At 72.5% G+C, this 13,909-nt stretch carries 12 protein-coding genes, 1 pseudogene and 1 riboswitch; of the genes and pseudogenes, 3 read left to right on the top strand and 10 right to left on the bottom strand.

Going from position 1 to position 13,909, the window contains the following annotated elements; all coding sequences use genetic code 11:
* Positions 1-133: 133 nt before the first annotated feature.
* Both AC4BEG_RS04875 and AC4BEG_RS04880 read left to right on the top strand, forming a co-directional pair.
* On the top strand, positions 134-808 hold the full coding sequence (locus AC4BEG_RS04875; protein WP_490704680.1) for a uridine kinase family protein: 675 nt from the start codon (positions 134-136) through the stop codon (positions 806-808).
* 410 nt (positions 809-1,218) lie between these two features.
* Complete coding sequence (locus tag AC4BEG_RS04880) at positions 1,219-3,120, top strand: AAA family ATPase (RefSeq protein WP_490704681.1); 1,902 nt, start codon at positions 1,219-1,221, stop codon at positions 3,118-3,120.
* Positions 3,121-3,128: 8 nt separating this feature from the next.
* Here the strand turns inward: AC4BEG_RS04880 and AC4BEG_RS04885 are convergent, their stop codons facing one another.
* The 10 genes and pseudogenes from AC4BEG_RS04885 to AC4BEG_RS04930 form a co-directional block, all read right to left on the bottom strand.
* The gene (locus AC4BEG_RS04885; RefSeq protein WP_490704682.1) at positions 3,129-4,274 is read right to left on the bottom strand and encodes a hemolysin family protein; all 1,146 of its coding nucleotides are present in this window, start codon (positions 4,272-4,274) and stop codon (positions 3,129-3,131) included.
* Positions 4,271-5,683 (bottom strand): hemolysin family protein, encoded by a 1,413-nt coding sequence (locus tag AC4BEG_RS04890; RefSeq protein WP_490704683.1) that lies wholly within the window; start codon positions 5,681-5,683, stop codon positions 4,271-4,273. Before AC4BEG_RS04890 ends, AC4BEG_RS04885 begins: the two co-directional genes overlap by 4 nt.
* A gap of 245 nt (positions 5,684-5,928) precedes the next feature.
* Positions 5,929-6,384: a PH domain-containing protein gene (locus AC4BEG_RS04895; RefSeq protein WP_490704684.1), complete on the bottom strand. Its 456-nt coding sequence runs from the start codon at positions 6,382-6,384 to the stop codon at positions 5,929-5,931.
* A 54-nt stretch (positions 6,385-6,438) separates the two neighbouring features.
* Positions 6,439-7,287, bottom strand: coding sequence for an ATP phosphoribosyltransferase (gene hisG / locus AC4BEG_RS04900; RefSeq protein WP_490704685.1), 849 nt, complete (start codon positions 7,285-7,287; stop codon positions 6,439-6,441).
* Between the two features lie 101 nt (positions 7,288-7,388).
* Positions 7,389-7,661, bottom strand: a complete 273-nt coding sequence (locus AC4BEG_RS04905) for a phosphoribosyl-ATP diphosphatase (protein ID WP_254741959.1) — start codon at positions 7,659-7,661, stop codon at positions 7,389-7,391.
* A 36-nt stretch (positions 7,662-7,697) separates the two neighbouring features.
* Positions 7,698-8,183, bottom strand: coding sequence for a 6,7-dimethyl-8-ribityllumazine synthase (gene ribH, locus AC4BEG_RS04910; RefSeq protein ID WP_490704686.1), 486 nt, complete (start codon positions 8,181-8,183; stop codon positions 7,698-7,700).
* 171 nt (positions 8,184-8,354) lie between these two features.
* Positions 8,355-9,713: a bifunctional 3,4-dihydroxy-2-butanone-4-phosphate synthase/GTP cyclohydrolase II gene (locus AC4BEG_RS04915; RefSeq protein ID WP_490706981.1), complete on the bottom strand. Its 1,359-nt coding sequence runs from the start codon at positions 9,711-9,713 to the stop codon at positions 8,355-8,357.
* Between the two features lie 80 nt (positions 9,714-9,793).
* Positions 9,794-10,453 (bottom strand): riboflavin synthase, encoded by a 660-nt coding sequence (locus AC4BEG_RS04920; RefSeq protein ID WP_490704687.1) that lies wholly within the window; start codon positions 10,451-10,453, stop codon positions 9,794-9,796.
* A 1-nt stretch (position 10,454) separates the two neighbouring features.
* Positions 10,455-11,555: a bifunctional diaminohydroxyphosphoribosylaminopyrimidine deaminase/5-amino-6-(5-phosphoribosylamino)uracil reductase RibD gene (gene ribD / locus AC4BEG_RS04925; protein WP_490704688.1), complete on the bottom strand. Its 1,101-nt coding sequence runs from the start codon at positions 11,553-11,555 to the stop codon at positions 10,455-10,457.
* A gap of 152 nt (positions 11,556-11,707) precedes the next feature.
* A riboswitch (FMN riboswitch) is annotated at positions 11,708-11,838 on the bottom strand.
* An 88-nt stretch (positions 11,839-11,926) separates the two neighbouring features.
* Positions 11,927-12,527 (bottom strand): annotated as a pseudogene (locus AC4BEG_RS04930) (ROK family protein); the annotation flags it as partial.
* A 119-nt stretch (positions 12,528-12,646) separates the two neighbouring features.
* On the opposite strand from AC4BEG_RS04930, the gene AC4BEG_RS04935 reads away from it, so the two are divergent.
* Complete coding sequence (locus tag AC4BEG_RS04935) at positions 12,647-13,885, top strand: MFS transporter (protein ID WP_490704689.1); 1,239 nt, start codon at positions 12,647-12,649, stop codon at positions 13,883-13,885.
* Positions 13,886-13,909: the final 24 nt, after the last annotated feature.

The following is a 13,909-nucleotide window of genomic DNA, read 5'->3' on the forward strand; positions in this document are numbered from 1 at the left end:
GGGTGTGTGACGGTCGCCCAACTATGGCCGCTGCGGATGGTCTCGGACCAGTGATTCCCGCCCGGTCCGCTCATCAATATTGGTGTGGACCAGTGGAGTGAACGGAGGGGCGGGAGCCGTAGGCTGGGCGGCGATGTACTCACCCGAACCAACCACCCCGGACGGCGCTCCCGGCGCTCCCGGCACTCCCGGCACTCCCGGCACTCTCGCCGCGCTCGCGCGGCGGCTGCGCTCCCTGCCGCCCTCCTGCGGCACGGTCCGCGTCGTCGCCGTGGACGGTCACGCCGGTTCGGGGAAGACCACCTTCGCGGGGCGGCTGGCGGCGGCGCTCGGCGACGCCCCGGTGCTGCACACCGACGACCTCGCCACCCATGACGAGCTGTTCGGCTGGGCGGGGCGACTGCGCCGGGATGTCCTGGAGCCCCTCGCCCGCGGCACCGCCGCCCGGTACGCCCCGTACGACTGGGTGGCGCGCCGCTTCGCGGCGCAGCGGCTGCGGCTGGACCCCGCGCCGGTCGTCCTGCTGGAGGGGGTGGGCAGCGGCCGTCGCGCCGTACGCCCGTATCTGTCCCATCTGTTGTGGATGGATCTGCCCGACCATCTCGCCTGGCGGCGGGGCGAGCTCCGCGATGGACCGGAACTGTCCGCATTCTGGGACGGCTGGCGACATGCCGAACGTTTGCACTTCGCCGCCGACCCCTCGCGCCCGCATGCCGACACGCTGGTGGGGCAGGGAAACCAGGGGTACATGTTGCTGCCGGGACCGGCGGCGGTCGACCGAAACGGTCCCCCGTCTCACACAGCGTGAGCTAGCGTGGCCGACCAGTCCGCACCCCGGTGCCCGAGGTGTAACGCGTGCCCCAACTCGGCTTGACCTGGGGGCCATACAGGTCTTACGTTCTCAATGTGCGACTCGTACGAGTCGCCCCACAACGCGAAGCCCCCGGTTGTTCCCCCGTGATCGGGGGCTTCGTCCTGTCTTGAGCCGTTTTCCCGATGCGCTGCGCACCGCACGCCTCACCCTCAGTGACCATGGGCTCCGCGGCGGACAGCGCGGCTCGCGCCCCGTATACGCCTCCCGCGCACACCCGCTCCGCATTGTGCGATTGCGACGAACAACAGTGCGGCACCCTCGGCCGGTGCCGCCTGCGCAGGTACGATGCCCAAGGGGCAGTCGCCCCTGCGGCATCCACGGGGGCAGGGGTTGTGGGGGACGTGATGGATTTCGGCACGCAAGGATCGCACGCCCCGGCCGACCTCGCCTGGCTGCGAGCTGTCGACGCCTACACGATGGGCGCCTACGCACAGGCCGAGGAGGAGTTCCGGGCCGCCGTGCGACACGACCCCGGGATGGCCGACGCCTGGCTCGGTCTGCACGCGCTGCGCGCCGACACCGCCACCGCGCTGCTGCGGATGTACCGCCATCGTGACCGCTTCGGCGAGCAGCGCGCCCGGCACCGCCGAACCCTCAACTCCTGGTACTGGCTGGGCTGGTGGGTCCAGCCGGTGCTGGAGACCAGCCGCGATCTGCTGCTCGCCCACGCCTCCCACTGGCTCGACGGCCGCCATGTCCCCGAGCTGGACCGGGCGTTGGCCGGATGCCCGCCGGTGGAGGCGGACCCCCAGGCCCGTTTTCTGCACGCCTGCCGCGCCTATCTGGTCAAGGACTGGGAGCAGTTGGTGCGGCACACCGAACCGCTGCTGGACGATCCGCTCCTCGGTATCGAGGCGGGGCTCTTCGGCGGGATGGCCCGGGTCCGGCTGGAGATGTTCGGCCAGGCCGAACCGCTGCTCGCCGCCGCCCTGATGCGCTGCCGCAGCGAACAGCCCCAGCGCAAGGAGCTGCGCTACTGGCTCGCCCGCGCCCATGAGGGAACCGGGCGCAGCGCCGCCGCGCTCCCCCTGTACCGCGCGGTGCACCGGATCGATCCCACCTTCATGGACACCTCGGCACGACTGGCGGCGATAGCCCAGTCCGACGGCCTTGACGAGCCGGCGGACCTGGCGGCCGTCTCGCTGGCCGGTGTCGGCGGCCAGGACGCGGGCGATATCCGCGACGGCACGGCCACCGACCCCGACCCGCTGCCCGCCGCCGACCCGGGCGACGGCCGTGAGCTGCGGCCGGGCGGTGAGACCGGTCCCGGTGGCGCGGCCCTGCTCGGCTCCGCCGTGGTGGGCTCCGGCGACACCCGTGAGCGGTCCGGGGCGCCCGCCCAGCCCGGCCCCTCCGATCCGGTGCTGCTGGAGAGCGCGTTGCAGGAGCTGGAGCGCATGGTCGGCCTGGAGCCGGTCAAGCGGCAGGTGCGGGCGCTGTCCGCACAGCTCCATATGGCGCGGCTGCGCGCCGGTCAGGGCCTGCCGGTCCAGCCCCCCAAGCGGCACTTCGTCTTCTCCGGCCCGTCGGGCACCGGCAAGACGACCGTGGCCCGCATCCTCGGCCGGGTCTTCTACGCGCTCGGACTGCTGGCCGGGGACCATCTGGTGGAGGCCGGGCGGGCCGATCTGGTCGGCGAGTATCTGGGCCAGACGGCGGTGAAGGCCAATGAGCTGATCGACTCGGCGCTGGGCGGGGTGCTCTTCGTAGACGAGGCGTACAGCCTGTCCAACTCCGGCTACAGCAAGGGCGACGCGTATGGCGACGAGGCGCTCCAGGTGCTGCTCAAGCGCGCCGAGGACAACCGCGACCGGCTGGTGGTGATCCTGGCGGGCTATCCGGAGGGCATGGACCGGCTGCTGGCCGCCAACCCCGGCCTCGGCTCGCGCTTCACCACCCGGGTGGACTTCCCCAGCTACCGTCCGCTCGAACTGACCCGCATCGGCGAGGTGCTGGCCGCCGAAAACGGCGATGGGTGGGACGAGGAGGCCGTGGAGGAGCTGCGCAGCATCAGCGGCCATGTGGTGGACCAGGGCTGGATCGACGAGCTGGGCAACGGCCGCTTTCTGCGCACGCTGTACGAGAAGAGCTGTGCCTACCGGGATCTGCGGCTGTCCGGGTGGACGGGCACGCCGACCCGTGACGATCTGGCCACGCTGCGGCTGCCGGATCTGATGCAGGCGTACGGGGAGGTCCTGTCGGGCCGCGGTCCGATGTACCGCGACCCGCAGGACCCACTGAGCTGACCTCCCCGCTAGCGCGCCACCATCGCGGGCTGCTCCGCCGGTTCCGTTCCGTTCGGCTGCGCGGGCTCCCGTCCGGACGGCTCCGCCACGGCACCGCGCGGCTCGGCCACCCGGCGGCGCCCCCCGGCCCGGTGGGCGGGGTCCCTGACCTCGCCGACCAGGATCTCCAGGACGTCCTCCAGGGCCACCAGGCCCAGCACCTTCCCCGAGGCGTCGGCGACCGCCGCCAGATGGGAGGCGGCACGGCGCATCACCGTGAGCGCGTCGTCCAGCGGCAGTTCCGCGCCCAGGGTCTCGATCGGCCGCCAGACGGCTTGCGGTACGGCACGCTCCGGGTGCTCCAGATCCAGGACGTCCTTCACATGGAGATAGCCCATGAAGGCGCCGCCGGGGCCGCACACCGGAAAGCGTGAGTAGCCGGTCCGTACGGTCAGTTCCTCGATCTGCCGCGGGGTGACCGAGGGGTCGACGGTGACCAGGCCCGCCGGGTCGAGCAGCACATCGGTGACCGGGCGGCTGCCCAGCTCCAGGGCGTCGGCGAGCCGCTCGTGCTCACCGGGCTCCAACAGTCCGGCCTGTCGGGAGTCCTCCACCAAGTGGGTCAGCTGCTCGCTGGTGAAGACCGCCTCGACCTCGTCCTTGGGCTCGACCCGGAACAGCCGCAGCACCACCCGGGCACTGGCCCCGAGCGCCGCGGTGACCGGGCGGCACAGCCGGGCGAAGCCGACCAGTCCGGGGCCGAGCCACAGCGCGGTCTTCTCCGGCGCCGCCATGGCCAGGTTCTTCGGCACCATCTCACCGATGACCAGGTGCAGGAAGACCACGGCGGCGAGCGCTATGGCGTAGCCGAGGGGGTGGACCAGCCCGGCGGGGAGATGGACGGCGTGGAAGACCGGCTCCAGCAGATGGGCCACGGTCGGCTCGGCGACCGCGCCGAGGGTCAGCGAGCAGACGGTGATGCCGAACTGGGCGGCCGCCATCATCTGCGGCAGGTTCTCCAGACCGGTGAGCACCGTACGGGCGCGGCCGGAGCCCTCGGCCGCACGCGGCTCGATCTGGCTGCGGCGCACCGAGACGAGGGCGAACTCGGCGCCCACGAAGAAGCCGTTGGCGAGCACCAGCAGGGCGGCGAAGAGCAGTTGGACGAGACTCATCGCTCGGTCCCCTTCCCGGCGGCCGTACCGGCGGCCGTACTGGCAGCCGGGCAGGTGGCGGCGGCGGTGCCCGCCTGTCCCACCGGCGTACCCGTCTTGGCGCGGACGATGCGTACCAGCTCCGCCCGGTGGTGGCCGACCTGCCGGACGGCCAGTTTCCAGCCGGGCAGCTCGGCGGTGTCGCCGGGTACGGGGATCCGCGCCAGCAGGTCGGCGACGAGTCCGGCGACGGTGTCGTACGGCCCGTCGGGCGCCTCGAGGCCGATCCGGCGCAGGGTGTCGACGCGGCAGCCGCCGTCGACATCCCAGGCGTGGCGGCCATCCTCGGTGACGATCTGGGTCAGATCAGGCATTTCGGCGGCTTCGTCATCGTGTTCGTCGCGGACCTCGCCGACCAGTTCCTCAACGATGTCCTCCAGGGTGACCACGCCCGCCGTGCCGCCGTACTCGTCGACGACCACGGCTATCGGCTGCTCGCTGCGGAGCTGCTCCAGCAGCGGCTGGACCGGCAGGGTCTCGGGGACGAGCACCGGGGGCTGGGCGATCCGGCCGACGGGGGTGCGCAGCCGGTCGGGCGCCGACACCGCGAGGGCGTCCTTGAGGTGCACCATCCCGATGACCTCGTCCAGGCGGTCGCGGTAGACCGGGAAGCGGGAGAGCCCGGTGGCCCGGGTGAGGTTGAGGACGTCCTCGGCGGTGGCCGTGGACTGGAGAGCGCTGACCCTGACCCGCGGTGTCATCACATGCTGGGCGGTGAGATCGCCCAGGGAGAGGGTCCGTACGAACAGATCGGCGGTGTCCTGCTCGATGGCGCCCGCGCGTGCCGAGTGGCGGGCGAGCGAGACCAGCTCACCGGGGGTACGGGCGGAGGCCAGCTCCTCGGTGGGCTCCACGCCCAGCATCCGCACCAGCCGGTTGGCGACCGTGTTGAGCAAGGCGATGACCGGCCGGAAGAAGCGGGCGAAGGCGTACTGCGGGCCCGCGACGAACCGGGCGACCTGGAGCGGCCGGGAGACGGCCCAGTTCTTGGGCACCAGCTCACCGATGACCATCTGCACGGCGGACGCCACCAGCATGCCGATCACCACGGCGACGCCGGACACGGCTCCGTGCGGCAGCCCGGCGGCCTCCAGCGGCGCGGTCAGCAGATGGCCGAGCGCGGGCTCGGCGAGCATGCCGACCACCAGCGAGGTGATGGTGATGCCCAGCTGGGTGCCGGAGAGCTGGAAGGACAGTTCGCGCAGCGCCTCGACCACGGTGCGGGCGCGTCGGTCGCCCTCGTCGGCGGCGCGCTCGGCGTCCGGCCGCTCGACGGTGATGAGGCCGAATTCCGCCGCCACGAAGAAGCCGTTGGCAAGGATGAGAACAAGTGCCGCGGAGAGCAGCAGAAGGGACAGGGTGGTGCTCATGCCGCCGCCTTGGGGTCGGCGGCGGCGCAGGTACTACAGGACGATCCGTCCATCTGCGGAGGGAGTCACTCCTCGGGTCGCAGGGGAGCCCGCCGGCCGCGCGGGGGGCACGCGAACAGAAGAAGGCGGGGCGGGGCACCGTTCGGCCCCGGCAACAGGGTAATCAAGGATGGGGCGTCACGGGCAGGCCCCTCGGGCCGATGGAGTGCCGCCCGGCCTCCGCGGACCGGCCGCGAAGGCCCGGTTCATACCGATTCACCGCCCGTGCCGTGCTTCTCGGCCAGGGCCCGCAGCGCCCGCGCGTCGTTGATGGCCCGCTCCTTGGCGATGCCCGGCTGGATGCCCATGGCGGGCAGGCTGGTGCCGTCGGCGAGGTCCAGGAAGACCCAGGGATCGCCGGGCCGCAGATTGACCCGGAGCACCTCGGCCCACGCCAGGCGGCGCTTGGTGGTGAGGTTCACCACGGTCACCCCGTCCGCGTCGGCCACCACCTTGGGGCGGCTGAGCAGCACCAGCACCCCGAAGAAGATCAGGCCGGTGATGATGAAGCTGGCCTTTTCCCCAGGGCTCAGGCGATCCAGGAGCAGCCCGACCGCGGTGAGCACGATGACCACGGCGGTGCCGACGGTCATCAGGACCGCCCGGGTCCTGGTCGGCCGGAAGGTGACGGGCAGGGCGGGCAGGGGCGCGGCGGCGGACACGTGGTCGGTCTCTCGTGGGAGGCGGGTGGGCGGGATGGCCGTGGCGGCCGTGGGTCAGAGCCGACAGGCGTGGATCCCGGTGGTCAGGATCGCCCGAGCCCCCAGGTCGTACAGCTCGTCCATGATCCGCTGGGCGTCCTTGGACGGGACCATGGAACGGACCGCGACCCAGCCCTCGTGGTGCAGCGGGGAGACGGTGGGCGACTCCAGGCCAGGGGTGAGCGCCACGGCGCGCTCGACGTGCTCGACGCGGATGTCGTAGTCCATCATCACGTAGCGCCGGGCCACCAGGACGCCCTGCATCCGGCGGAGGAACTGCTGCACCTTGGGGTCGTCGGTGGGGGCGCCGGTGCGGCGGATCACCACGGCCTCGGAGTGCAGGATCGGCTCGCCGATGATCTCCAGTCCGGCGTTGCGCAGGGTGGTGCCGGTCTCCACGACATCCGCGATGATCTCGGCGACCCCGAGCTGGATGGCGGTCTCGACGGCCCCGTCGAGGTGGACCACATCGGCGTCCACCCCGTGGTCGGCCAGGTGCTTGGTGACCAGTCCGGCGAAGGAGGTGGCCACGGTCTTCCCGCCGAACTCGCTGACGTCCTTGGCGGTGCCGGGGAGGGTGGCGTAGCGGAAGGTGGACCCGGCGAAGCCGAGCTGCATGATCTCCTCGGCCTTCGAGCCGGAGTCCAGCAGCAGATCGCGGCCGGTGATACCGATGTCCAGCCGGCCGGAGCCGACGTAGACGGCGATGTCACGGGGGCGCAGGAAGAAGAACTCCACGTCGTTGTCGGAGTCGACGAGGACGAGTTCCTTGCGGTCCTTGCGCTGCCGGTAGCCCGCCTCATGGAGCATCGCCGCCGCAGGCTCGGACAGTGAACCCTTGTTGGGGACGGCGATGCGCAGCATGAGCGTTCTTTCCTTCGATTGCGATGCGGTTTGCGAGGGGGTGGCGTGGAGCTCGGTGAACTCGACAGGCGCGGCGGCTCGGGGACCCGACGGCACAGGGCTCAGAGATGAGCGTAGACGTCGTCGAGGGAGAGGCCCTTGGCGACCATCATCACCTGAAGGTGATAGAGGAGCTGTGAGATCTCCTCGGCGGTCGCCGCGTCGCTCTCGTACTCGGCGGCCATCCACACCTCGGCGGCTTCCTCCACCACCTTCTTGCCGATGGCGTGCACACCGGACTGGAGCAGCTCGGCGGTGCGGGAGGTGGCGGGATCGGCCGTGGCGGCCTTCTGCTGGAGCTCGGTGAAGAGCTCCTCGAACGTCTTGTTGGCCATGATGCCCGTCATCCTACTGGTGCGGGCCGACCCGGCTCAGCGCCAGGGTTCGGCGACCGAGCGCAGGGTGGCGGCGGTGGCGACGGCGGCGGTGACCGCCTCGTGGCCCTTGTCCTCGCTGGATCCGGCGATCCCGGCCCGGTCGAGTGCCTGCTCCTCGGTGTCGCAGGTCAGCACGCCGAAGCCGATGGGGACCCCGGTGTCCACGCTGACCTGGGTGAGGCCCTGGGTGACGCCTTGGCACACATAGTCGAAGTGGGGGGTGCCACCGCGGATGACCACGCCGAGGGCCACGACCGCGTCGTAGCCGCGGCCCGCCAGGACCTTGGCGACCACCGGCAGCTCGAAGCTGCCGGGCACCCGCAGCACAGTGGGCTCGGAGATGCCGAGTTCGCCGAGGGCGCGCAGCGCGCCGTCGACCAGCCCGTCCATCACCTTCTCGTGCCACTGTGCGGCGATGACGGCCACGCGCAGGTCGCCGCAGTTCTTCACGGACAGTTCGGGGGCGCCCTTACCGCTCACGTCTCTCCTCGGTGCGTCTGTGCCCTCGTACGGGTTCCGTACGGGTCGTTCGGATCGTTCAGGTCGTTCTGGTGGTTCTGGTGGTTCTGGTGGTTCTGGTGGTTCTGGTGGTTCTGGTGGTTCTGGTGGTTCTGGTGGTTCGGATGTACGCGGTGCCGGTGACCGGCGCGGCTACTGGTTGCCGCAGGCGGACACGGGTTCGGCCTGGTCGCCGTCCAGCCAGGGCAGCTCATGCCCCATCCGGTCCCGCTTGGTCCGCAGATACCGCAGATTGTGTTCCCCGGCCTTGACCGGCATCGGCTCCCGGCCGAGCACCCGCAGTCCGTGGCGGACCAGGGCCGTGGTCTTCTCGGGGTTGTTGGTCATCAGCCGCAGCGAGCGCACACCGAGGTCGGTGAGGATGTCCGCGCCCGCGGCGTAGTCCCGTGCGTCGGCGGGCAGCCCCAGCTCCAGATTGGCGTCCAGGGTGTCCCGTCCCAGCTCCTGGAGCTGGTACGCGCGCAGCTTGGACAGCAGCCCGATACCGCGCCCCTCGTGGCCGCGCAGATAGAGCACCACGCCGCGGCCCTCGGCGGCCACCCGCTCCAGCGAGGCGTGCAGCTGGGGGCCGCAGTCGCAGCGCAGCGAGTGGAACACATCGCCGGTGAGGCATTCGGAGTGGACGCGCACCAGCACGTCCTCGCCGTCGCCGATCTCGCCCTGGACGAGCGCGATGTGCTCGACGCCGTCGGCGGTGGAGCGGTAGCCGTACGCCTGGAAGTCCCCGAAGGCGGTGGGCAGCCGGGTCTGGGCCTCGCGCCGCACGCTGGGCTCCAGCGCCTTGCGGTGGGCGATCAGGTCCTCGATGGAGATGATCGCCAGATCGTGCTTACGGGCGAAGGCGACCAGGTCCGGCAGGCGCAGCATGGCGCCGTCCTCGCCCGCGATCTCGACGATCGCGGCGGCCGGCCGCAGCCCCGCGAGCCGGGCCAGATCGACCCCGGCCTCGGTGTGGCCGTCCCGGGCGAGCACTCCGCCGTGGCGGGCACGCAGCGGGAAGATATGGCCGGGTCGCGCGAAGTCACCGGGGACGCTGTGCGGATCGGCCAGCAGCCGCAGGGTGGTGGCCCGGTCGGCGGCGGAGATACCGGTGCTGACGCCGTGCTCGGCGGTGGCGTCGACCGAGACGGTGAAGGCGGTGCGCATGGACTCGGAGTTCTGCTCCACCATCTGGGGCAGCTCCAGCCGGTCGAGATCGGAGCCGTCCAGCGTGGCGCAGATCAGCCCGCGGCACTCGGACATCATGAACGCGACGATCTCGGGGGTGACCTTCTCGGCGGCGACGATGAGATCGCCCTCGTTCTCCCGGTCCTCGTCGTCCACGACCACGACGGGGCGGCCCGCGGCGATCTCGTCGATGGCCCGTTCGACGGAGTCCAGCGCCAGCTCGTCGGGCCATTCCTCGGCGGTGCGCGCGGTGCGCAGGGGGGCGGGGGTCGTCGGCTGCGGCTCGGCGGTCTGCTGCGCGGTCTCCGCGTATGCCTCGCTCATGACACTCCTTCCAAGGACGGGCGCGCTGGCGGCCTCGCGGTGGATCTGTCCGGGGACGGTGCCCAGACGGTCGAGGGCGGTCATGAGACGGCCTCCCCATGGGTGGTTCCGGAAGCGGGGGTGGCGGCGGGGCCGTGGGCGCGGTCCCCGAGCATTCGCTCGACGTACTTGGCGACCACGTCCACCTCGAGGTTGACCGGGTCTCCGGTCTCCTTGACGCCGAGGGTGGTGAGGGCGAGCGTCGTCGGGATCAGGCTCACGGTGAAGTAGTCGGGGCCCGCGTCCACGACGGTCAGGCTGATGCCGTCGACGGTGATGGAGCCCTTCTCCACGACATAGCGGCTGAGGTCGGCGGGGAGCGAGATCTTGACGATCTCCCAGTGCTCGGAGGGCTTGCGCTCGACGATGGTGCCGGTGCCGTCGACATGGCCCTGGACGAGGTGGCCACCGAGCCGCCCGCCGAGCGCCATGGGGCGCTCCAGGTTGACCCGGGAGCCCACGGCGAGCGCGCCGAGGCTGGAGCGGTTCAGGGTCTCGGCCATCACATCGGCACTGAACTCGCCGCCCGCGGGGCCCTCTTCGCGGTCCACGACGGTGAGACAGACGCCGTTGACCGCGATGGAGTCGCCGTGCTTCGCACCGTCGGTGACGACGGGGCCGCGCACCTGGAAGCGGGAGGCGTCGCCCAGGTTCTCGATGGCGACGATCTCACCCAGTTCTTCGACAATTCCGGTGAACACTTCAGTTCTCCTCGGCGAGGGTGGCTGCGGGAACAGCGGTGACGCGCAGATCGGGCCCGAGCCGGGTGACATCGGCCGGCTCGAGGCGCAACGCCTGCGCGATGGTGGTGATTCCGGCGTCGGCGAGGGCCGCCGGGCCCGCGCCGAGCAGAACGGGGGCCAGATAGCCGACGACCTTGTCGACGGCTCCGGCGGCGAGGAACGCCCCGGCGAGCGTGGGCCCGCCCTCCAGCAGTACGGAGCGCACCCCGCGGTGGTGCAACGCGGTCAGCAGCGCGCCGATGTCGAGCCCCTCGGCGTCGGCGGAGCGGGGCAGCCGTACGGTCTCCACGCCCGGCAGATGGCCGGTGTCGGCGTCCTCGGCGACGGCGATCAGCGTGGGCGCCACGTCGTCCAGGACCCGGGCGCCGGGGGTGATGGTCGCGCGGGTGTCGACGACGACGCGCAGCGGCTGGGTCGCCCCGTCCCGGTCGCGTACGGCCAGGTGGGGGTCGTCGGCGCGCAGCGTGCCGGAGCCGACGACCACGGCGTCCGCCTCGGCGCGCAGCCGGTGCACATCGGCGCGGGAGGCGGCGGAGGTGATCCAGCGGCTGGTGCCGTCGGCCGCGGCGCTGCGCCCGTCGAGGGTGGCGGCGTACTTCCACAGCACGAAGGGGCGGCCGCGCCGCATCGAGGTCAGCCAGGCTTCGTTGACCGCTTCGGCCTCGTCGGTCAGCGGTCCGGCCGCGACATCGATCCCGGCGGCCGCGAGGGTGGCGGCGCCACCCCGGGCCTCGGCGGTGGGGTCGGCGACGGCGTAGCGGACGCGGGCCACCCCGGCGTCGATGAGCGCCTGGGCGCAGGGTCCGGTGCGGCCGGTGTGGTTGCAGGGTTCGAGGGTGACCAGCGCGGTCCCGCCACGGGCCCGTTCACCCGCGGCGCGCAGCGCGTGGACCTCGGCATGCGGGCCACCGGCCCGCTGGTGCCAGCCCTCACCGACGGTGCGGCCCTGGGCGTCGAGGATGACGCAGCCGACGACGGGGTTGGGGCTGGTGTGGCCGAGGCCGCGGGCTGCGAGCGCGACGGCATGGCGCATCGCGTCGGCTTCGGCTGTGGTGGCCACCGGGTCCTCCTGCCTCTTCGGGCACGGACTCCGGGGCTGTCGGAAACGACACGAACGAACGACGGCGCCGCCGACGCGCCGGGATCGGCGGACGGGCCCGCACGAGAACAGCGCGGACCGCCGATAGCGGCGCACCGGTGATGTCGCATTCGCCGCGCACTGCCTCCCATCCGGACTTTCACCGTCGGTCCAGGAATTTCACCTGGTCAACCGGCCGCTGGCGGCGGACGGGTCGCGGACTGTAACCGCCGGTTCGGATTTTCACCGACCCCGGAGTGCGCTGACGTCACTGGTACGGGCCCAGTGTGCCATGACGATCAGCGGACATGGAGCCCCACCCCCTGTGGCTTCTCTCACCCACGGGGCGGGAATCAGCCCCGGGAGCCTGCGGGAATGGGGCCCCGGATGGGGTCGGCCGGACTCGGCCAGCCCGCGCCGAACAGGTCGTTCTGGGCCGCGTCCGTCGCTGTGAGCACCGCGCCGCGGAGGACCGCGCCGCCGCCGACTGCTCCGGGTCGGACCTCGGTGCGCAGCGGGGACATTCGGGCGACATGCGCTTCGACGCGGTGGGCGAGGGCCGTACCCCCGGCACGACCGACCTCGCCGCCGAGGACCGCACAGCCCGGGTCGAGCACCGCGCTCACCGCGGTGGTCCCCGGCAGCGGCAGGAAGCCGATCTCGCCGGTGCCGCCCGAGGCGCCGCGGCGCAGCACCCCGTCCAGCACCACGGCCGCGCCCACCCCGTGGCCCGGCCACAGCAGGACGGAGGTGTCCCGGTCGCGCACCACGCCGAGCCGCTGCTCGGCGACCACGGCGAGGTTGACCTCGTTCTCCAGGCACCGGCGCCGCCAGCCCGGTGTGCGGCGCGGCGGCCGGTTCGCGGTGCCAGGAGGGCAGCCCGGCCGGGGAGTTGAGCCCACCGGTGGCGGGGTCCACCAGACCGGGCGCGCCGACACCGATGTGGTGCAGACGCCGACGCCGGCGCCGGCCGGAGAAATCGCCTATCCACCAGGCAGGCTCCCTGATAGCTTCCCACCGGCATCAGACGGGGACGGGCCGTGCTGCCGTGCGTCGGGGAGGGAGCGACCGTCATGAGCAGTGGTACGGAATCCGGGGCGCTCCGGATGATCCCGGTACGGCGGGCGCGGATGGCCGTCGCGGCGGTCTTCGCGGTCCACGGCGCGGTCACCGGGAACTTCGCCACCCGCATCCCCTGGATCCAGGAGCGGTTGGACATCAGCGCGGGCCAACTCGGCCTGGCGCTCGCCTTCCCCGCGATCGGGGCCTCCTTCGCGATGCCGCTCGCGGGGCGGATCAGCCACCGCTTCGGCGCCCGCGCGGCGCTGCGCGGACTGCTGGCCCTGTGGTGCCTGTGGCTCGCGGTCCCCCCGCTCGTCCCCGGCCTGGTCTGGCTGTGCGGCGCGCTGTTCGTGTTCGGCGCGACCGCCGGGATGTCCGACGTCGCCATGAACGCCCTCGGCGTGGAGATAGAGACCCGGCTGGGCCGCCCCATCATGTCCGGACTGCACGGGATGTGGAGCGCGGGCGCGCTCATCGGCTCGGCGGCGGGCACGGTCGCGGCCCACGCGGAGGCGGACGCCCGGCTGCATCTGGCCATCGCGGCCGGGGCCCTGACGGTGCTGGGCGCGATCGCCTGTCACTGGGTCCTGGATCTGCGCAGCGCGGCCGAGGAGCACCCGCCGCCACGTTTCGCGCTTCCGCCGCGCTCCGCGCTGATCGTCGGCGCGGTGGGGTTCTGCGCGGTGTTCGCCGAGGGGGCGAGCCTTGACTGGTCGGCGGTCTATCTGCGGGACGTCATGGACTCCTCCCCCGGGGTCGCCGCCGCCTGCACCACGGCCTTCTCCTGCACCATGGCCGCGGCCCGGCTGGCGGGCGACGCGGTGGTGGGCCGGTTCGGCCCGGTACGGACGGTACGGGCGGGCGGGGCGCTCGCCACGCTCGGCGGCCTCGGGGTCGTCACGGCGCCGAACGCGGCCCTCGCCATCGCGGGCTTCGCCCTCATCGGGCTGGGCATCGCGGTCGTGGTGCCGCTGGCGTTCGCCGCCGCGGGCCGCAGCGGCCCGGCCCCCAGCCAGGCCATCGCGGGCGTGGCCACGATCACCTACACCTCGGGGTTGATCGCCCCCGCGGCGATGGGCTCGATCGCGGACATGACCTCACTGACGGTGTCGTTCTGCCTGGTCACAGTCCTCGCACTGGGCCTGGTCGCAGGCGCGGGCGTCCTCCGCGGCGCGGCCCACGAGACCCCCCACACGCCGGGCGCCGCGCCCCACGACGGCAACACCGCACAGCGCACCACCTCCGGCTGACCCGGCCCGCGCCGCGGCGACCGC

This window comes from Streptomyces sp. JLBJ103 (assembly GCF_058215575.1).